The sequence below is a fragment of the Ensifer meliloti genome, assembly GCF_030064585.1.
Taxonomy (GTDB): domain Bacteria; phylum Pseudomonadota; class Alphaproteobacteria; order Rhizobiales; family Rhizobiaceae; genus Sinorhizobium; species Sinorhizobium meliloti.
Window position 1 is genome coordinate 1832818 of the sequence record NZ_CP120365.1, and the last position, 17589, is coordinate 1850406.

At 62.7% G+C, this 17589-nt stretch carries 19 protein-coding genes; 6 read left to right on the forward strand and 13 right to left on the reverse strand.

Annotated features, from left to right (window positions below; translation table 11 throughout):
• Window positions 1-71: 71 nt before the first annotated feature.
• The gene (locus tag PZL22_RS15930) at window positions 72-662 is read right to left on the reverse strand and encodes a GNAT family N-acetyltransferase (RefSeq protein ID WP_003528905.1); all 591 of its coding nucleotides are present in this window, start codon (window positions 660-662) and stop codon (window positions 72-74) included.
• An 85-nt stretch (window positions 663-747) separates the two neighbouring features.
• The gene (gene odc2, locus PZL22_RS15935; protein WP_010970259.1) at window positions 748-1887 is read right to left on the reverse strand and encodes an ornithine/lysine decarboxylase; all 1140 of its coding nucleotides are present in this window, start codon (window positions 1885-1887) and stop codon (window positions 748-750) included.
• Between the two features lie 586 nt (window positions 1888-2473).
• On the opposite strand from odc2, the gene PZL22_RS15940 reads away from it, so the two are divergent.
• The 3 genes from PZL22_RS15940 to PZL22_RS15950 all read left to right on the forward strand — a co-directional run bounded on the left by PZL22_RS15940 (window position 2474) and on the right by PZL22_RS15950 (window position 5159).
• A complete protein-coding gene (locus tag PZL22_RS15940; RefSeq protein WP_003528902.1) occupies window positions 2474-3367 on the forward strand; it encodes a LysR family transcriptional regulator in 894 nt (297 codons plus the stop codon).
• 119 nt (window positions 3368-3486) lie between these two features.
• A complete protein-coding gene (locus PZL22_RS15945; RefSeq protein WP_003528900.1) occupies window positions 3487-4131 on the forward strand; it encodes a DUF1007 family protein in 645 nt (214 codons plus the stop codon).
• Complete coding sequence (locus PZL22_RS15950) at window positions 4125-5159, forward strand: nickel/cobalt transporter (RefSeq protein ID WP_003528898.1); 1035 nt, start codon at window positions 4125-4127, stop codon at window positions 5157-5159. Before PZL22_RS15945 ends, PZL22_RS15950 begins: the two co-directional genes overlap by 7 nt.
• A gap of 124 nt (window positions 5160-5283) precedes the next feature.
• Here PZL22_RS15950 and PZL22_RS15955 read toward each other — a convergent pair whose 3' ends face one another.
• From PZL22_RS15955 to PZL22_RS15980, 6 genes are all read right to left on the reverse strand, one after another.
• The gene (locus tag PZL22_RS15955; RefSeq protein WP_003528896.1) at window positions 5284-5727 is read right to left on the reverse strand and encodes a type II toxin-antitoxin system VapC family toxin; all 444 of its coding nucleotides are present in this window, start codon (window positions 5725-5727) and stop codon (window positions 5284-5286) included.
• Window positions 5727-5966: a type II toxin-antitoxin system VapB family antitoxin gene (locus PZL22_RS15960; RefSeq protein WP_003528894.1), complete on the reverse strand. Its 240-nt coding sequence runs from the start codon at window positions 5964-5966 to the stop codon at window positions 5727-5729. Before PZL22_RS15960 ends, PZL22_RS15955 begins: the two co-directional genes overlap by 1 nt.
• A gap of 171 nt (window positions 5967-6137) precedes the next feature.
• On the reverse strand, window positions 6138-6350 hold the full coding sequence (locus PZL22_RS15965) for a hypothetical protein (protein WP_003528892.1): 213 nt from the start codon (window positions 6348-6350) through the stop codon (window positions 6138-6140).
• Window positions 6347-7045: a GNAT family N-acetyltransferase gene (locus PZL22_RS15970; protein ID WP_003528891.1), complete on the reverse strand. Its 699-nt coding sequence runs from the start codon at window positions 7043-7045 to the stop codon at window positions 6347-6349. Before PZL22_RS15970 ends, PZL22_RS15965 begins: the two co-directional genes overlap by 4 nt.
• A 117-nt stretch (window positions 7046-7162) precedes the next feature.
• On the reverse strand, window positions 7163-7867 hold the full coding sequence (locus PZL22_RS15975) for a tellurite resistance TerB family protein (RefSeq protein ID WP_003528889.1): 705 nt from the start codon (window positions 7865-7867) through the stop codon (window positions 7163-7165).
• A gap of 382 nt (window positions 7868-8249) precedes the next feature.
• Entirely contained in the window at window positions 8250-8888 is a 639-nt protein-coding gene (locus tag PZL22_RS15980; protein ID WP_027992175.1) for a 2-dehydro-3-deoxy-phosphogluconate aldolase, read from the reverse strand.
• A gap of 294 nt (window positions 8889-9182) precedes the next feature.
• On the opposite strand from PZL22_RS15980, the gene PZL22_RS15985 reads away from it, so the two are divergent.
• The 3 genes from PZL22_RS15985 to trhO all read left to right on the forward strand — a co-directional run bounded on the left by PZL22_RS15985 (window position 9183) and on the right by trhO (window position 11581).
• The gene (locus tag PZL22_RS15985) at window positions 9183-9656 is read left to right on the forward strand and encodes a CYTH domain-containing protein (RefSeq protein ID WP_003528887.1); all 474 of its coding nucleotides are present in this window, start codon (window positions 9183-9185) and stop codon (window positions 9654-9656) included.
• Window positions 9653-10555: a CHAD domain-containing protein gene (locus tag PZL22_RS15990; RefSeq protein WP_003528886.1), complete on the forward strand. Its 903-nt coding sequence runs from the start codon at window positions 9653-9655 to the stop codon at window positions 10553-10555. The genes PZL22_RS15985 and PZL22_RS15990 overlap by 4 nt, the downstream gene beginning before the upstream one ends.
• Before the next feature lie 78 nt (window positions 10556-10633).
• Complete coding sequence (trhO, locus tag PZL22_RS15995; protein WP_027992176.1) at window positions 10634-11581, forward strand: oxygen-dependent tRNA uridine(34) hydroxylase TrhO; 948 nt, start codon at window positions 10634-10636, stop codon at window positions 11579-11581.
• A gap of 137 nt (window positions 11582-11718) precedes the next feature.
• Here trhO and PZL22_RS16000 read toward each other — a convergent pair whose 3' ends face one another.
• From PZL22_RS16000 to PZL22_RS16020, 5 genes are all read right to left on the reverse strand, one after another.
• Window positions 11719-12495: a MetQ/NlpA family ABC transporter substrate-binding protein gene (locus tag PZL22_RS16000; protein WP_003528884.1), complete on the reverse strand. Its 777-nt coding sequence runs from the start codon at window positions 12493-12495 to the stop codon at window positions 11719-11721.
• A gap of 38 nt (window positions 12496-12533) precedes the next feature.
• Window positions 12534-13199: a methionine ABC transporter permease gene (locus tag PZL22_RS16005; RefSeq protein WP_003528883.1), complete on the reverse strand. Its 666-nt coding sequence runs from the start codon at window positions 13197-13199 to the stop codon at window positions 12534-12536.
• Window positions 13189-14265, reverse strand: coding sequence for a methionine ABC transporter ATP-binding protein (locus PZL22_RS16010; protein ID WP_003528882.1), 1077 nt, complete (start codon window positions 14263-14265; stop codon window positions 13189-13191). The genes PZL22_RS16005 and PZL22_RS16010 overlap by 11 nt, the downstream gene beginning before the upstream one ends.
• A gap of 337 nt (window positions 14266-14602) precedes the next feature.
• The gene (locus PZL22_RS16015; RefSeq protein ID WP_033048616.1) at window positions 14603-15979 is read right to left on the reverse strand and encodes a GH1 family beta-glucosidase; all 1377 of its coding nucleotides are present in this window, start codon (window positions 15977-15979) and stop codon (window positions 14603-14605) included.
• Window positions 15980-16303: 324 nt separating this feature from the next.
• Window positions 16304-17488 carry a Gfo/Idh/MocA family protein gene (locus tag PZL22_RS16020; protein WP_003528879.1) on the reverse strand — a complete coding sequence of 395 codons (1185 nt, stop codon included), beginning with the start codon at window positions 17486-17488 and terminating at the stop codon, window positions 16304-16306.
• Window positions 17489-17589: the final 101 nt, after the last annotated feature.

The following is a 17589-nucleotide window of genomic DNA, read 5'->3' on the forward strand; positions in this document are numbered from 1 at the left end:
GCGCTCCCGCCGCGAAGGACGGCAGGAGCGCTGTTATAATCCACCTCCGCAGGGTGAGAGGCGGAAGAAATTCAGGCGGCGCGGCGAAGCGGCGGCAAAGCGAGCTTCCGGCCGCTGGCGACCAGCATCCCGGCAGCACCGTCGAGCCAGCCTTCCTTGAGCTCGAGCGCCAGGAAGCGATTGCGCTCGAAAGGACCGGGCATGACGAGATGCTGCGCGCGCTGCGAGAAGAAGCCGAAACGTTCGTAATAGGCGGCGTCGCCGACGAGCAGGACGGCGCCATGGCCCCGGTTCTTGGCTTCCTGGACCGCCGCGCGCATCAGCATGCCGCCGATACCTTTGCCCTCATGCGCCGGATCGACCGCAAGAGGGCCGAGCAGCAGCGCCGGCACCGACTGGCCCTCGCGGTTGACGCCGGCCTCGACGTTCCAGAGGCGCACGGTGCCGATGACGTGACCGTCCGCATCCCGGGCGACAAGGGCAAGGCCCTCGGCAGGCACGCGGCCGCGACGCAGCTTCTCCGACGATTTCCTGCGGCGACCCGCGCCCATGGCGCGGTCGAGCAGGTTCTCGCGCGCAACGACATCGCCCGGGTTTTCCGAGTCGATCACAAAGGTGGTTGGCGCGAAGAACGCGCGCAAGGAATCAACAACAGCGGCCATCTGGGCCTCCCGTCATCAAAACCGCTTCAGGCGGACCGGACATGAATTGTGAAAGCCGCTCCCGCGTGAACGGGAGCGAGCAGGATCAGATGACATAGGCCTTCAGCGGCTCGAAGCCGTTGAAGGCGACGGCCGAGTAGGTCGTCGTGTAGGCGCCCGTGCCTTCGATCAGAACCTCGTCGCCGATCGTCAGCGAGATCGGCAGCGGATACATGTTCTTCTCATAGAGCACGTCTGCCGAGTCGCAGGTCGGGCCGGCGAGCACGCAGGGTTCCATCGCATCGGCATCGCGGGCCGTGCGGATCGGATAGCGGATCGCCTCGTCCATCGTCTCGGCGAGACCACCGAACTTGCCGATGTCGAGGAAGACCCAACGGTGGCTGTCGTTGTCCGACTTCTTCGACACGAGCACGACTTCCGCCTTGATCACGCCGGCATTTCCCACCATGCCGCGGCCCGGCTCGATGATCGTCTCCGGAATGTTGTTGCCGAAGTGCTTCTTCAGCGCGCCGAAGATCGCCTGGCCATAGGCCTCGGCCGACGGAACGTCCCTGAGGTACTTCGTCGGGAAGCCGCCGCCCATATTGACCATCTTGAGCTCGATGCCCTGCTTGGCAAGCTGGACGAAGACGCGCTTGGCATCGGCAAGAGCCGCATCCCATGCGTCGAGCTTCGTCATCTGCGAGCCGACATGGAACGAGACGCCGTAGGAGACGAGCCCGAGCTGGTGCGCATAGACGAGCACGTCGACCGCCATCTGCGGCACGCAGCCGAACTTGCGCGACAGCGGCCATTCGGCGCCTTCGCCATCGGTCAGCACACGGCAGAAGACACGGGCACCGGGAGCGGCGCGCGCGATCTTCTCGACCTCTTCGTGGCTGTCGACCGCAAAGAGGCTGATCCCCAGCGCATGGGCGCGCGCAACGTCCCGCTCCTTCTTGATGGTGTTGCCATAGGAGATGCGGTTCGGCGTCGCCCCGGCATCGAGCGCCATTTCGATTTCGGCGACGGACGCGCAATCGAAGTTGGAGCCGAGGCCGGCGAGAAGGCGCAGGATTTCCGGTGCCGGGTTTGCCTTCACGGCATAATAGATCGCGCTGTCGGGCAGCGCATGACGGAAGGCCTTGAAATTGTCGCGCACGACGTCGAGGTCGACAACGAGGCAAGGACCTTCGGGTCGTCGGGTGTTGAGGAAGTCGATGATACGTGCGGTGGTCATGGCCATATTCCCCGATCCATTAGACTCCACGACTGTGGAGGACAAAGGGCATACGCGCGCCTGCACTGGAACCAGCCGGTGGAGACCCCGGAACCATGCATGCGCTCGATGCGCGAATTTGAATCAAAGCCCGCAAAGGCTAGGATTCGGCTTTGTCTGCCATGGATTGGAGGGAATAACCCAACCGCACTTCCGGCAATGAAGGTGTGCCTCTTCAGTAACCCCGGCTGTTGGAGAGCCGGCAGACACCAGAAAGGCCCGCACCGTCGTTGCTTCAAGATGTCCTCGCATTTCCCGGTTGGCCGGAATAGCGACTGGAGGGGTTAGTTCCAGGTACCTTACCGATAACCTCACCTAATCGAGGGTCGGCGGACACCCACAGGCACGTGCGACTTTGGGCAAGGCGTAGGTAAGAAAAATCATTGTCGTAATCAAGAGTTTTTTCCATCTCGCCGCTAATTTTTTCTGGACCGGGCAACGGCGCCAGTGTTCACTTTGGCTGAACGATCGCAGCAGGGCCGTGCGTGCGGGTGGGAACCGGAGACCCGTCTACCAAGCGCGTTTTCGCCTGCATGCCGGAGAAAGACGAATCATGGATACCTTGACCCGCATCCGCGCCTTCATCGATGTCGTGGACGCGGAAGGCTTTTCGGCCGCGGCCCGGCGCATCGGCAAATCCAAGGCGCTGCTGTCGAAATATGTGCGCGAACTCGAGGACGAGCTCGGCGCGCTGCTGTTGAACCGCACGACGCGCCAGTTCTCGCTGACCGAGGCCGGACACACCTATTACCGCAGCGCATCGGAGATCCTGAAGGAGATCGACAACCTCGCCGATCTCGTGCGTGCCAACAATTCCGACCTCAAGGGCCGATTGCGAATCACCGTGCCGAGGACTTTCGTCGATGCGGATATCGGCCAGTCCCTGATCGACTTCGGCAAGGAGCATCCCGAACTGTCGCTCGACATCGTCTCGGACGACCGGTTCATCGACCTCGTCGAGGAAGGATTCGACGTCGCCATCCGAATCACCCGGCTCGAGGACTCGACGCTGATCGCCCGCAAGCTCGACGACTTTCAGGTGCTGGTCTGCGCCTCGCCGGATTTCATGGCCAAGGCCGGCCCCCTCGGGCATCCGAGCGAACTTTCCAAGCTGCCGTGCATCCTCGACACCAACGGCCGGTCCTATTCGAGCTGGCGTTTCGTCGAAAAGGACGGTTCGCCATTCACCGTGTCGGTCAGCGGGCAGATCGAGGTCAACAGCCCGCTTGCCGCGGCGCGGGCCGCGGTGAGCGGCATCGGAGTGGCGGTCCTTCCCGATTTCATCGCCCGGCCGAAGATCGCTGCCGGCGAGCTCGTGACGTTCTTCGACGATTTCCTGCCTAAGGATCGCGGCATCTACGCCATCTATCCGCATCGTCGTTACCTCCCGACCAAGGTTCGCACCTTCGTCGACTTCCTCCACAGCTGGTTCCGCAGCACGCGCTGATGCGACTGCGATCCTTCCTCACCCGGTGGAAACGATGCGCTGCAAGTCCCAATTCCGTCTCATTTACGGTACATTCGGGGACGATTCGCGCGGCCCCGGCCGAAAGGATTCCCATTCCCATGAAAACACAAAGCATCGTCATGGCCGGCCTTGCGACGCTCCTCGCGCCCGCTCTCGCCTTCGCCCACCCGCATATATTCGCGGAAGCTCGCCTGGAGATCGTCTCCGACGAAAAGGGCGGGATCGGCGAGCTGAGGAATGTCTGGCGTTTCGACGAGCTGTTTTCGGCAAGCGTCGTTCTCGACTTCGACAAGAACGCGAACGCCACGCTCGACCCGGATGAACTGAAGGAAGTCGGCCAGACGGTGCTCGAGTCGCTGGCGGAGTACAACTATTACACGTCGATTTCCGACAACGGCAAATCCGTGAAGGTCAACAGACCCGACAGCATCACCGTCGATTACAAGGATAACCAGCTCCTGATGATGTTCGCGGTCAAGCCTGCCGAGACCATGCCGCTCAAGGGCAAGCTTTCCTTCGGCGTCTACGACCCGACCATGTATACCGCCATGGACTTCCCGACCGACGAAGACCTCTCCGTCGTCGGCGACAAGATCGAGGCCTGCCAGCATCAGGTGGTGCGGCCCGATCCCGACGAAGTGCTGGCGGAGAACAAGGACACGCTGACCGACGCCTTCTGGAACGATCCGACCGGGACCGACACGTCGAAGCTCTTTGCAACCAGGATCGAGATCACATGCTGAATGCCCGCAACGCCGGCCGCCTGATCGTGACCGCCCTCCTGTTGACGGCCTTTTCCGCAACCGCCGCCGCCGCCCAGTCGCCTCTCGGCATCGGCACTGCCGAACCTTCCATCCGGACGACGGGCTTTCTTGGCGGGTTCTTTTCCTGGGTGAACATGGAGCAGCAGGGCTTCTACCGAATGCTGACCGACGCACTCAAGGACATGCGCGATAACCCGTGGCAGCTCTGGTCCCTGATCGGCCTTTCCTTCACCTACGGTGTCTTCCATGCCGCCGGTCCGGGCCACGGCAAGGCGGTCATCTCCTCCTACATGATCGCCAATGAGACGGAACTGAAGAGAGGCGTGCTGCTTTCCTTCCTCTCCTCGATCCTGCAGGGCGTCGTTGCCATCCTCCTGATCGGCGCCGTCTATCTCGTGCTGCGCGGCTCCTCGATCAGCATGACGAACGCCACCCGTGCACTCGAAATCGCGAGCTATGCGCTGATCGCGGCCTTCGGCGGCTGGCTGGTCTTCCGCAAGCTGCGATCGATGCTGCGTCCGGCCCCTGCTCCGGCCACGGTGCATGCCCATGACGGTCATAGCCACGGCCACGAGCATCATCATCATGATCACCACCATGCGCACGGGCATGCGCACGGGCCCGGCGAGGTCTGCGCCACCTGCGGCCACGCCCATGCACCCGATCCGGCGCTCCTGAAGGGCGACCGCTTCGCGCTCAGCGAAGCCTGGTCGGCGATCGTCGCAGTCGGCCTGCGGCCCTGCTCCGGCGCGCTGATCGTGCTGTCCTTCGCCCTCCTGAACGGGCTCTATCTCGGCGGCGTGCTTTCGGTCTTCGCCATGTCGATCGGTACGGCAATCACCGTTTCGATCCTGGCGACCATGGCCGTGACGGCCAAGGGTATTGCCGTGCGCTATGCCTCCAGCGATTCGGCTGCGGCACGCATCTCGAACGGCATCGAGATCGCCGGTGCGTTGCTTGTCCTGCTGCTCGGGCTGGTTCTCCTGGGCGCGGCGCTGCAGAGCTGAGTTACCTCGGAAGAACATTCCACCCGCAACCGCCTCTCATCTCGCTGCCGCGACCTTCTCCCCGTTCTGACGGCGAGAAGGGGTAGGCCGCGCCCCAGGGTTTGGCGTGGCTTTCCGATAGACCTTAATGGCTATGCCAGCCGAGATCGGTATAGGTGAAGTCGTCACCCTTATAGGCAATTCGGGTACGGTAAGCCCGCGCGCAGGCATAGGTGAAACAATCGCCCATGTTCAGCTTGGCGGGGTGGTTCATGACCTTGCCGAACTGCCGCGCGGCATCAAGCGCCTTGGCGCCAACGTCGCCAGAAATCATCGCTTCCTTGCAATCGAGGTCGGAGATGAACTGCTCGACGAGACGGCGCGCCGTGTCCATCATCTCGGGTGTTGCTGGTCCACCCCTGCCTGCGGCCTCGGCCAATCGGCGCGTGAGCGATAGGGTCGCTTCCATCCGCACGACGGGCGAGACGTAGTAGGGGCCGCCGTCCTGCTCGAGCCGATCGATCAGGCTTGGGGCATCCTCTTCCTCGGCCAGAATGGCGACGACAACCGAGGCGTCAATGAACAGCATCAGTCATCGCCCCACATGTCGTCGGTTTCCCGCTTGTGGTTGCCGGGGGCAAAGGGACCGGCCTCGCGCGCCATGGCAAGGGATTTTGCAAGGCGTTCTCGGACCGGAAGAACGGCCTTACGTTTGGCTATCTCATGCTTGAGCGCGTCCTTGACCGCATCCACCTTGCTGGATTTGGTCAGGCTGATAAGCTCCTCGGCCAGCCGGTCGACCTCGGGATCCTTGATATAGAGCGGCATACAGCATATCCTTTCGAGGATATTATAATATCCTTCTTTTCATATCCTCACCAGAAGAAGTTTACGCTGGCACGTTCGACGAGAATGTCGGTACCCGCTCTTGAAGGTATCCGAACTGACCTGCAGCACCCGCACCTTCAATAGAATATGCGGAAATAGCCGACCGGAGACTCACAGTCCCTTTCGGCGCTGATACCGGGCGCGCAGCCAGAAGATCAGGAAGAAGGCTATCACGAATAGGCAGCCGACCGCGGCCGCAAGCCATGGGGATATGTCGCCGAGCCTCACCATGATCGAGGGCAGCGCGAAGAAGCCGATCCCGACCACCAGCAGAATGATGGCTGCCGCGACGGCGGGCGATTTCTCCTTCTCGGGCGTGCTCACCTTCGTTCCTCCTGCGCAAGCGTTGCGCGGACATCCTCGAGGCGCTGCTTCTGGCGTCCGTCGCGATCGAAATTGTCGGGCGAAAGCCACTGCTCGAAAGCGGTCTTGATGAGCGGCCATTCGCGATCGATCATCGAGAACCAGGCCGTGTCGCGATTAGCGCGTTTCGAAACCATGTGCTGACGGAAAATGCCTTCGAAGGTGAAGCCGAGGCGCGCCGCGGTGGTGCGGCTCGCCTGATTTTCGCTGTGGCACTTCCATTCATAGCGCCTATAGCCGAGGTCCTCGAACACATGCCTGGCCATGAGATAGTGCGCTTCAGTCGAAAGCGGCGACCGCGCCATGGCGGACCCATGCGCGACGCCGCCGACCTCGACGACGCCGTTGGCGGGATCGGCGCGCATGTAGTTTGCCATGCCGACGACCTTGCCGCTCGCCTTCTCGCGAAAGACTTCGGTCACCCAGCCCGACTTTTGCTGAACCGCCGAAAGCCAGGTGTCGAAATCCTCTATGCCCGAAAAATCCTCCTGGGAGAAATATTTGAGCAGAGGGTTGATGGCCATGCCGCCGAAGGCATCGCTCCAGAGGGCGTTCAGATGTTTCGCCCGATCATAGGGCTCGACAAGGACGTATCGCCCCTCGATGAGCACCGGTTTCGGCGCCGGGCATCCTTTCCAGTGGGCAAGATCACGCATCAACTGCTCCCGCGTTTGCATTCGCACTGGCCATAGGACAGACGCAGGGCGGTGACAAATTCAAACTCGTGATGCGACCCATGAGCGGAACGGATCGACGCCCGCTCATGAATTCGTTCAAGCCGGAATCTTTGCCGCAGAAACCGTCGCCTCGATGTGGTCGACGAGCGCATCGGCCAGGCCGAGCCGCCCGGCAAGCAGATCGAGATAGCCGCGCTCGGCCCGGCCGTCCGGCTCGATCGCGAGACGGGAGGCCGTATAGATCTCCACCCGCTCCTCCTCCGTCTTCCCGGCGGAGATGATGGCGTCGAGATCGATCGGGTTGACGAGCTCCGCTTCCAGGAAGGCCGCCGCATCCGCGGAAAGGCCCGAAACGGATAGCTTGTCCATGATGCGGCCGCGCTCGGTGCCGTCGATGTGGCCATCCGCGCGCGCGGCGGCGATCATGGCACGCACCAGAACGAGCGCGAAGTCGTCGCTCAGCGCTTCCGGCGCGGCGAAGCCGGAGTCGGCCGGCGGCGCCGGCAACTGCGCCGGTGCGCGTGGTGCGGGCTCGGCCACCGGCTCCTTGCCGGACTGGTAGTTCTTGTAGGCCTGATAGCCGAGGCCGGCGATCGCGGCGAGACCGCCTAGGACGGCGGCATTGCCGGCCAGCTTGCGTCCGGATTTCGTGCCGAGCAGGACCGCGGCGATCGCGCCGCTGGCAAGCGGATTGTCTTTCGCGACTTTGGTCACCTGATCCGCCCGGCCGCGGACGGTCCCTCCGGCGCCGGGCACCTGCGATCCCAGGAACTGATCCAGCAATTTCTTCGCGTCGAACATCAGGCTTGCTCCTTTTCGGTCAATGCGGGATGGCAGGCATGAACGCCCCACCCCGCGCTCCGTCGTTGGCCGATTGAGACATAGGAACGTTGCCACGGAAATACAAACCGGCGTGAAGAATGAAATGGCCGGACGAATGCCGGCCTTCCTCCATCGCGTGCCGGCTGGATCACGATGCTTTTAGGTCGGGTCGACCTAAAGCATCGTGATCGATTCCAAGAAGTTGAGACGCGGGATGCAGGCGGAAAACGGCACACTTTTCCTCGTCCCGCTCTACAGCGGCGCGCGTCTTATCAGACGCGCAAAGATCGCTGTAGCACTTTGATCTGCTGCATGTTTTTGCCCTTTAATCGGATACGATTAAAGGAAACATGCAGTAGAATCAGCCCTTGAGCGCGAAGGCCTCGGCCGCAAGCTTGGTGATGCCGGCCCAGTCGCCCCTGACGACCAGGTCCTTCGGCGCAACCCAGGAGCCGCCGACGCAAACGACGTTCGGAAGCGTCAGGTAGTCGCGCGCATTGGCAAGCGAGATTCCGCCGGTCGGGCAGAACATGGTGCCTGCGAGCGGCGACGACAGCGACTTCAGATAGGCAGCGCCTCCGGCCTGCTCGGCCGGGAAGAACTTCATCACATCGTAGCCTTCCTCGCGCAGCCCCATGACCTCGCTCGCCGTCGCCGCACCCGGTAGCAGCGGCACCTCGTGATCGTTGGCGACGTCGATCAGTTCCTGCGTCGTGCCGGGGCTGACTATGAACTGCGACCCGGCCGCGACGGCCTCTTCGAACTGCGCGGCATTGAGGATGGTGCCGGCACCGGCAACGGCGCCCTCAACCTCATTCGCGACGGCACGGATCGCCTCCAGCGCGGCCGGCGTGCGCAAGGTGATCTCGATCGCCTTGAGGCCGCCGGCGACCAGCGCCCGCGCGAGCGGTACCGCCGACGCCGCATCATCGATCACCAAGACCGGAACCACCGGCTGCAGCTTGAGGATGGAGAGAAGCTTGTCCGTTTTCGCGCTCATGCCGATCGTCCTTTTAAAACGATTGAATAATGCCCCTCGCATAGCGTGCCGGTCTGCGGTTGTCGAGCCTGAAAGCTACTCTGCCGCCGAAGAGAAACCATCTGCGGTAGATCGCGCCCCGGAAAACGGTTCGCGCTATTCCGCCCGCTTCCGCTCTAACTTGTCAGGACCGATCACGTTCACGATTTCAGGTCCATCCGATCTAAAATCATCGTGATCGAAGGGACAGGACTTGAGCGACATCGATTAAACGGTAGTCTGTGCCGGCCGACTTCTCGAAATGGCAGGAGATCCATGGCAAAGGAGATTGAGCGCAAGTTTCTTGTCGCCACCGATGGCTGGCGGCAACACGCGGACAAGGGCATCAGGCTACGTCAGGCCTACGTCGTCACCATGGAAGACCGCTCCGTACGCGTGCGCATTCACGGCAACAAGCGGGCACGCCTGACCATCAAGATCGGCAAATCGGCGCTCGTCCGCAACGAGTACGAATACGATCTCCCCATGAATGACGCGCGGGAATTATTGACCCAGGCGATCGGCATCGTCATCGAGAAGCGGCGTTTCAGGATACCGCACAAGGGTTTCACCTGGGAGGTCGACGTCTATGAGGGCGCGCTTGAAGGGCTCACAGTCGCCGAAGTCGAAATGAACCGGGAAACGGACCTGCCCAACCTGCCGGCCTGGCTGGGGCGCGAGATCACCGGCGATCGCCGCTACTCCAATCAGGCGCTTGCCACCGAAGGACTGCTGGAAGCGCAGATATGACCTTTGCCTTCCATCCGAAGCGCCCCTTTACAGAGGACTTCCGCGCCGTCGGAGGGGAACAGATCGAACGCGCGATCGCGATGCTGGAGGTCCAACCCGAAGGCGTGCATGAAGCGATCCACGATGCACGCAAGGGATTCAAGCGCCTGCGCTCGCTCTATCGCCTCGTGGCCGCGGATGCGCCACTCTTCCAGAGGCAGGAAAACGCCCGCTTCCGCGCCATGGCACGCAGTCTCTCGACATTCCGCGACGCGGCAGCGCTTGTCGAGAATGCCGGGTATCTGCGCCGGCACGCGGCGAGCGAGGAGCAGCAGCTGGCCCTCGACAAGATCTGCTCGATCCTCGCAAGCCGGCGCGACCGGATTGCCGAAGACGAAGGCGATCTCGACCGGAAGATCGAAGAAACCATCGTCAACTGCCGAAAGGCGCACGCCGCACTCGCTCATGTTTCCTTCCATGACGGAAGGCGGAAATCCGCCCGCCGCCTGGCGAAGGGCTGGCGGCAGACATTGTGGCGCGCCGCACGCGCCAGGGCGGCCTGTGCGGCAAGCTCCGATACGACGCTGTTTCACGACCTGCGCAAGGGCGCACAGGATTATCGGATGCAGCTCTCCCTGCTTCGCGAGGCCTGGCCGTCGGCAATGCGGGCGAAAAGAACGGAGGCCGGCGAACTGGTGGATGTGCTCGGCCATCTGAACGACATCGCCGCATTGATGTCGCTCGTCGACGAACGGCCGGACCTGGCGGGCAACAGCAGGGAGCATCTTCTTTCGAATGTCGCAGCCAGGCAGGACGAGCTGAGGCGTGAGGCCTTGAAGCGCGCGGATGCGGTCTTTCTCGACCGGCCGCGGAGGGAGAGCCGAACCCTCGAACTGCTCTGGCTCGAAGCCGGAAGGTAGAACGCTTACTGAAAGCCAAGCTCAGGCGTGACTCGCCGCAATTGCACTTGGCGCCCGAAACCTGTATTTGCGTGCCGCATGACCGACATGCTCACGACATCGCGCCGCCCGGAGACGCCGGGCCAGTTTCTGGTGGCCGCCCTCTACCATTTCGTATCCTTTCCGCGCTTCGCCGATTTCCGCGAGCCGCTGCAGGCGATCTGCGATGCCAATGGGGTGAAGGGAACGCTGCTTCTTGCGCATGAGGGCATTAACGGGACGATCGCCGGCACCGAAGAAGGCATTGCGGCGGTCCTTGCCTGTCTCCGCGCGCAGCCGGAATTCGCCGGCCTGGTACACAAGGAGAGCCGGGCCTCGGCCATGCCCTTCCTGCGCATGAAGGTGCGCCTGAAGAAGGAGATCGTCACCATGGGCGTCGAGAACATCGACCCCAAAAAGGTGGTCGGCACCTATGTGGAGCCGAAGGACTGGAACGCGCTGATCTCCGATCCGGAAACGCTGGTCATCGACACGCGCAACGACTACGAAACGGCCATCGGCCTCTTCCAGGGAGCCGTCGACCCCAAGACCAAGACCTTCCGGGAATTTCCCGAGTGGGTGCGCAACAATAGCGGCCTGCACAACAAGCCGAAGATCGCCATGTACTGCACCGGCGGTATCCGCTGCGAGAAGGCGACGGCCTTCATGAAGGAACAGGGCTTCGAGGAGGTCTATCACCTCAAGGGTGGCATTCTCAAATATCTCGAGGAAATACCGCCGGAAGAGAGCCTCTGGGAAGGCGCCTGCTTCGTCTTCGACGAGCGCGTGTCCGTCACCCACGGGCTGCAGGAAGGCGAGCACACGCTCTGCCATGCCTGCCGCCAGCCGCTGACGCCCGAGGACCTCCAGTCGCCCCTTCACGAGGAAGGCGTCTCCTGCATCCACTGCCACGACACCCGCACCGAAGAGGATCGCGAGCGTTACCGCCAGAGGCAGAGGCAGATCATGCTTGCGAAGAAGCGCGGCGCGCGGCACCTCGGAAGCTAGAGCATTGCTTGGTCCAGTCTAACCGGATTCACCCGGTCGATGCCCCTCAACCGCCTGCCGGTTGAGGGGCATGCCGTGGCCGCCCGCGGGGAGAGGGTTAGTCCTCGGGTTAAACCCGAGGAGAGGGGCAAAGCCGCTCACCAGCTCGGGATGAGCGCACCCTTGAAGTGCTCTACGATGAAGGCCTTGACCTTGTCGTCGTGGTAGGATTCGACGAGCGTCTTCACCCAGGGCGCATCCTTGTCTGCGCTACGCACCGCAATGACGTTGGCATAAGGAGACTTCTCGCTTTCGATGGCGATGGCGTCTTCCTTCGGGTGAAGATCGGCCTCGAGCGCGTAATTGGTGTTGATCACGGCCGCGTCGACATCGGCCAGCGAGCGCGGCAGCTGGGCCGCGTCGAGCTCGGCGAACTCGATGTTCTTCGGATTTTCCGTCACGTCGGCCGGGGTGACCTTGAGCCCGGCATCCGGATTGACCTTGATGAGGCCCTTCGATGCGAGAACCAGGAGCGCGCGGCCGCCATTGGTGGGGTCGTTCGGAATGGCGATCGTCGCGCCGTCCTCCAGCTCATCGAGGCTCTTAACCTTGCTCGAATAAACGCCCATCGGCGTGGTGATGGTCAGGCCCACGCTGACGATGTCGAAGCCACGATCGGCGATCTGGTTGTCGAGATAGGGCTGGTGCTGGAAGGAATTGGCATTGAGGTCGCCGTCGGCGAGCGCCTGGTTGGGAACCACGTAGTCGGAAAATTCGAGGATCTCGATGTCGAGGCCCTTGGGGGCGGCGACTTCCTTCACCTTCTCCATGATCTCGGCATGCTCGCCCGGGGTCACGCCGACCTTGATGGTTTCCGCAAGCGCCGTGCCGGCAGCCAGGGCGGCGAAGGCCGCCGCGAGAATCAACTTTTTCATGGATGTCTCCTTGTTGCTGTTTGGTGTCTTGGAAAGGATCAGGTCTTGCGGCTGCGCTTGTCGAAGCGCCGCGCCATCCGGTCGCCGGCGCTCTGGACGAGCTGTACGAGCACGATGAGCACGACGACCACGACGAGCATCACGTCCGGCATGAAGCGCTGGTAGCCGTAGCGGATGCCCAGATCGCCGAGACCGCCGCCGCCGACGGCGCCGACCATCGCCGAATAGCCGATGAGACTGACGATCGTCATGGTGAGCGCCAGCGTCAGCGCCGGCCGTGATTCGGCGAGCAGGACCTTGAAGACGATCTGCATCGGGGTGGCGCCCATGGCGCGCGCCGCCTCGATCAGCCCCTTGTCGACGTCGCGGATCGCCGCCTCGACAAGGCGGGCGACGAAGGGAATGGTCGCAATCGTCAAGGGCACGATCGCCGCTTTGGTGCCGATGGAGGTGCCGGTGATGAGGCGCGTCAACGGAATGATCGCGACGACGAGAATGATGAAGGGCGTCGACCGCGTCGCGTTCACCACAAGTCCCACGGCGCGGTTGACATTGGGCGCGGGAAACAGCTCGCCCTTGCCGCTGGTCGCCAGGAAGATGCCGATCGGCAGCCCGATCAGCGAGCCCACGAGGCCGGCGATCGCCACCATGTACATCGTGTCGAGCGTTGCGCTGCCTATGCGAAGCAGAAGATCAGGCGACATAGCCGAGCACCTCCGTGACCAGTCCGTTCTCGGTGAAGAAGCGCTCCGCCTTGCCCGAGGTTTCGGCATCGGCGCCATAGGCGACGACGAGCGAGCCATAGGGCTTGCCGCCGATCTCGTCGATCGTGCCGGCGATGATGTTGACCTCGGCGCCGACGGACTCGATGAGCTGCGAGATCAGCGGGCGCTCCGCCGCTGCCCCGAAGAAGGTGAGGCGCACCACGACGCGATCGCCGCTTGCTGCCGCCGGCTTCAGGCCTCTGGCAACGGCTTCCGGCAGTTTCGAACCCGCCAGACCGGAAAGGAGCGCCCGCGTCGTCTCGTGCCTGGAATGCGTGAAGACATCGAAAGTGTGCCCTCGCTCCACGATCTCGCCCTTGTCGATCACCGCCACGTCGGAGGTAACCGCTTTCACGACTTCCATCTCGTGGGTGATGAGCAGAACGGTAAGGCCCAGTTCCGCATTGATCCGTCTCAGCAGTTCCAGGATCGACTGCGTCGTTTCCGGGTCGAGCGCCGAGGTCGCCTCGTCCGAAAGCAACAGCTTGGGTTCGGTCGCAAGCGCCCGGGCGATGCCGATGCGCTGCTTCTGGCCGCCGGAAAGTTCCGCCGGGTAGCGCCCGTGCTTGTCGGCGAGACCGACGAGTTCGAGAAGCGGGCGCACACGCTGCTCGATCGCGCGCCGATCCATGCCGGCGATTTCGAGCGGCAGCGCGACATTGCCGAAAACGGTGCGCGAGGAAAGCAGGTTGAAATGCTGGAAGATCATGCCGACGGAGCGGCGGAGATCGCGCAGGCCCGCCTCGTCCAGCGCACCCACATCGACGCCATCGACGAACACCTTGCCGCTTGAAGGCTTTTCGAGGCCGTTGACCAGCCGGATCAGCGTCGATTTGCCGGCGCCGGAACGACCGATGATACCGGTGATCGAGCCGCGAGCGACCGCCAGGCTGACATTGTCGAGCGCAGTGAAGGCCGTATTTCCGCCGGAGGCCGGAAAGCGCTTGGACACGGCGTCGAAGACGACCGCATCACCGGCCGATATCTCGGATCGAGGAAGGGTCATTGTCCGGTCGCCCCCGCAGGAGGGATCAAAACGATAGGAGGATACATGATGCTCTCGGATGTTCGAAACTCCGGTCCCTTGCTAAATAGGGCCGGCACGGAAAAAACGTCGCCTCGTCAGACGGACATTCGACAACGCATTCGAAACGTGGAGCAACTCTCTATCATCGGCCAACCGGTCAGTTCAACGCCTCCTCGGCATGACTGCCATGCCAAGGAGCATGTGGTTCTTATGGCGCGCGGGCGCGCCCTTTTACAGGTACGTTTTTCCGGAGCCCCAGGGCGCGACGCAAAAGTCTACTCTTTTTGTGCAGAACCGCCGTCCGCTCGCTCCGGCATCATCCCGGCTTGTGGTTGCCGCTTGGAAACCGTTCCGCCAGGTCCTTATACCAGCGACCGCTTTTCTTGATCGTGCGGACCTGTGTCTCGTAATCGACGTGAACGATGCCGAAGCGCATCCGATAGCCCTCGGCCCATTCGAAGTTATCCATCAGGCTCCAGGCGAAATAGCCCCGCATCGGATAACCCTTGGCGATGTGGTCGGCGGTGACGGCGAGGTGGTCTGAGATGTAGTCGAGCCGAGGCTGATCGTCGACGGTACCGTTCTCGACGCCCATATTGTAGCAGGCGCCATTCTCGGTGATGTAGCAGTCGGGGAGCCTGTAGCGCGCATTGAGCGTCTCCACGAGGCTGCCCAAAGCCGGCGCATAGACTTCCCAGCCAATATCGGTCTTCACGTTGCTGACAGGTTTCGCATTGACGGTCGCCGGATATTCGGCGCCTTTCGCGGGGTCTGCCGAAACCCGCATCGGCGTATAATAGTTGAGCCCCCACCAATCGAGCGGCTGGGCGATCGTTGCCATGTCGCCGTCCTCGATCGCCGGCATGCGTTCGCCGAGCGCGGAGAGGAAATCCTCCGGATACTCGCCCTTGAAGATCGGATCGAAGAAGACGCCGTTGTGGAAATCGAAGGCGCGCTCTGCCGCGGCCTTGTCCTCGGCGCTGTTGCTGCCGGGATAGACCGAATGGGCATTGATGACGATGCCGACCGGCAGTTCCGGCCGTTCCGAGCGGATCGCCGCGACCCCCAACCCGTGGGCGAGATTGGTGAAGTGCAGTGCGGCAAGTGCTGCATCCATGTTGCGCTCGCCCGGTGCATGGACACCGTAGAGATGGCCGAGCCAGACGGAACACCACGGTTCGTTGAAGGTCGCGACCGCGTCGAGACGATCCCCCAGACGCGCGATCACGGTCTTGGCGTAACGCTGGTAGGCATAGGCGGTCGTGCGTGCCGTCCAGCCGCCGTCGCCCATCAGCGCCAGCGGCAGGTCCCAGTGATAGAGGGTCGCAAAGGCCTTGATGCCGCGCGCCTTCAGTCCGTCGACAAGGCGGTCGTAAAAGTCGAGCCCCTTCTCGTTGATCGGCCCCGTGCCCTCCGGCACGATCCGCGGCCAGGCGATCGAGAAGCGGTAGGCCTCGACGCCGAGGCTCTTGATGAGGTCCAGGTCCTGCTCCAGCCGGTTGTAGTGGTCGCAGGCGACGTCGCCGTTGTGGCGCCCGTAAACGCGCCCCGGCATATTGGAGAAGGCGTCCCAGATGGAGGCTTTGCGGCCATCCGCCTTGCTGGCTCCCTCGATCTGGAAGGATGCGGTTGCAACGCCGAAGACAAAGTCGCCGGGAAAGCGCGCTGCGAGTTTCTTGGCTTCGATCATCATTCAGGCCTCATCGTCTGCGCAGCCGGACCGAAGGCATGGCTGCGTTCGATTCAATGGTAAGGCGGACCATGGGAGGTCTCGCCCTCGTCTGAGGACGTGGCCTAAGGCCGCGGTGGCAAATGTCAATGAAAAAGGGCGAGGTGTTCCCGCCCTTCCCTAGGTCACGATGTTTTTAGGTCGGGTCGACGTAAATACATGAACGTGATCGATTCCTAGAAGTTGAGACGCGGGACGCGGGCGGAAAACCGCACACACTGTTCCTCATCCCGCTCTGGAACATTTCCACTTTTCACCGAATCGCGGAAATGCTCCGGCTTGCAAGGTTCAGACCTTGATCCAGGCGCCGTTGCGCTCCGAGGAACGCACGCAGGCATCGACGAAGGTCATGCCCTTCATGCCATCGTCTATCGTCGGATAGATGACAGAAGGATCCGCCTTCCCGCCGTTGCGCTTGGCGTAGATCGCCCGCGCCGCTTCCGAATAGATATTGGCGAAGCCTTCGAGGTAGCCCTCGGGGTGGCCGGACGGAATGCGCGATACGCGTGCCGCCGCCGGCGAAGCTCCTGCGCCGGCGCGCGTCAGCAGACGCTTCGGCTCGCCGAAGGGCGTGTACCAGAGGTAATTCGGATCCTTCTGCGTCCATTCGAGACCGCCCTTGGTACCGTAGACGCGCACCATCAGGCCGTTCTCGTGGCCGGGTGCCACCTGGCTGCACCAGAGCATGCCCTTGGCGCGCGTTCCGTCCTTTTCCCTGAAGCGCATCAGCACATGCGCATTGTCGTCGAGCTGCCGCCCGCCAACGAAGCTGTCGAGATCGGCGGCGAGCTCCTCGAGCTCGAGCCCGGAAACGAAGCAGCCGAGATTATAGGCATGCGTGCCGATGTCGCCGGTCGAGCCGCCGGCGCCGGAGCGCGCCGGGTCGGTGCGCCAGGCGGCCTGCTTCTGACCGGACTGCTCGATATTCTCGGTCAGCCAGTCCTGCGGATATTCCATCTGCACGAGGCGGACGGCGCCGATGTCGCCATTCTCAATCATTTCGCGCGCCTGGCGCACCATCGGATATCCGGTGTAGTTGTGCGTCAGCACGAAGAGCGCATCGCTTTCGTCGGCCGCCTTCTTGAGCTTCTTCGCGTCGGCGAGCGTCGACGTCAGCGGCTTGTCGCAGATGACGTGGATGCCGCGCTTCAGGAATTCCTTGGCAGCAGCATAGTGAACATGGTTAGGGGTGACGATCGCCACCGCCTCGATGCCGTTCTTCAGCTTCGCCTCACGGATCGCCATTTCCTTGAAATCCGAATAGACACGCGATGGATCGAGCCCGAGCTCGCGGCCCGAAGCCTCGGCCTTCTCCGGCGTCGACGAGAGCGCGCCGGCGACAAGCTCGTAGTGATCGTCGAGCCTGGCGGCGATCCGATGCACCGCGCCGATAAAGGCGCCCGATCCGCCGCCCACCATGCCGAGCCGAATGCGCTTCTGACGCGTTTCAGTACTGCTTCCCTCGATAGCCATCGTTCTTTCTCTCCTGAAGAGTTCGCGTGAATTGCCGTCACTGCCCCTCCCCAACCCCTCCCCACAAGGGGGAGGGGCTCACGTGTGCCGAGCCGCTCCAT

What these genes read in the sequence shown, in the direction of transcription:
- PZL22_RS15960 (WP_003528894.1), bottom strand. Translation starts at nt 5,966, where the DNA reads ATGCCGCTCTATATCAAGGATCCCGAGGTCGACCGGCTGGCCGAGGAG.
- PZL22_RS15945 (WP_003528900.1), top strand. Translation starts at nt 3,487, where the DNA reads ATGAAAACACAAAGCATCGTCATGGCCGGCCTTGCGACGCTCCTCGCG.
- PZL22_RS15985 (WP_003528887.1), top strand. Translation starts at nt 9,183, where the DNA reads ATGGCAAAGGAGATTGAGCGCAAGTTTCTTGTCGCCACCGATGGCTGG.
- trhO (WP_027992176.1), top strand. Translation starts at nt 10,634, where the DNA reads ATGACCGACATGCTCACGACATCGCGCCGCCCGGAGACGCCGGGCCAG.
- PZL22_RS15950 (WP_003528898.1), top strand. Translation starts at nt 4,125, where the DNA reads ATGCTGAATGCCCGCAACGCCGGCCGCCTGATCGTGACCGCCCTCCTG.
- PZL22_RS16005 (WP_003528883.1), bottom strand. Translation starts at nt 13,199, where the DNA reads ATGTCGCCTGATCTTCTGCTTCGCATAGGCAGCGCAACGCTCGACACG.
- PZL22_RS15930 (WP_003528905.1), bottom strand. Translation starts at nt 662, where the DNA reads ATGGCCGCTGTTGTTGATTCCTTGCGCGCGTTCTTCGCGCCAACCACC.
- PZL22_RS15970 (WP_003528891.1), bottom strand. Translation starts at nt 7,045, where the DNA reads ATGCGTGATCTTGCCCACTGGAAAGGATGCCCGGCGCCGAAACCGGTG.
- PZL22_RS15955 (WP_003528896.1), bottom strand. Translation starts at nt 5,727, where the DNA reads ATGCTGTTCATTGACGCCTCGGTTGTCGTCGCCATTCTGGCCGAGGAA.
- PZL22_RS15990 (WP_003528886.1), top strand. Translation starts at nt 9,653, where the DNA reads ATGACCTTTGCCTTCCATCCGAAGCGCCCCTTTACAGAGGACTTCCGC.
- PZL22_RS15980 (WP_027992175.1), bottom strand. Translation starts at nt 8,888, where the DNA reads ATGAGCGCGAAAACGGACAAGCTTCTCTCCATCCTCAAGCTGCAGCCG.
- PZL22_RS16010 (WP_003528882.1), bottom strand. Translation starts at nt 14,265, where the DNA reads ATGACCCTTCCTCGATCCGAGATATCGGCCGGTGATGCGGTCGTCTTC.
- PZL22_RS15975 (WP_003528889.1), bottom strand. Translation starts at nt 7,867, where the DNA reads ATGTTCGACGCGAAGAAATTGCTGGATCAGTTCCTGGGATCGCAGGTG.
- PZL22_RS15940 (WP_003528902.1), top strand. Translation starts at nt 2,474, where the DNA reads ATGGATACCTTGACCCGCATCCGCGCCTTCATCGATGTCGTGGACGCG.
- PZL22_RS16015 (WP_033048616.1), bottom strand. Translation starts at nt 15,979, where the DNA reads ATGATGATCGAAGCCAAGAAACTCGCAGCGCGCTTTCCCGGCGACTTT.
- odc2 (WP_010970259.1), bottom strand. Translation starts at nt 1,887, where the DNA reads ATGGCCATGACCACCGCACGTATCATCGACTTCCTCAACACCCGACGA.
- PZL22_RS16020 (WP_003528879.1), bottom strand. Translation starts at nt 17,488, where the DNA reads ATGGCTATCGAGGGAAGCAGTACTGAAACGCGTCAGAAGCGCATTCGG.
- PZL22_RS16000 (WP_003528884.1), bottom strand. Translation starts at nt 12,495, where the DNA reads ATGAAAAAGTTGATTCTCGCGGCGGCCTTCGCCGCCCTGGCTGCCGGC.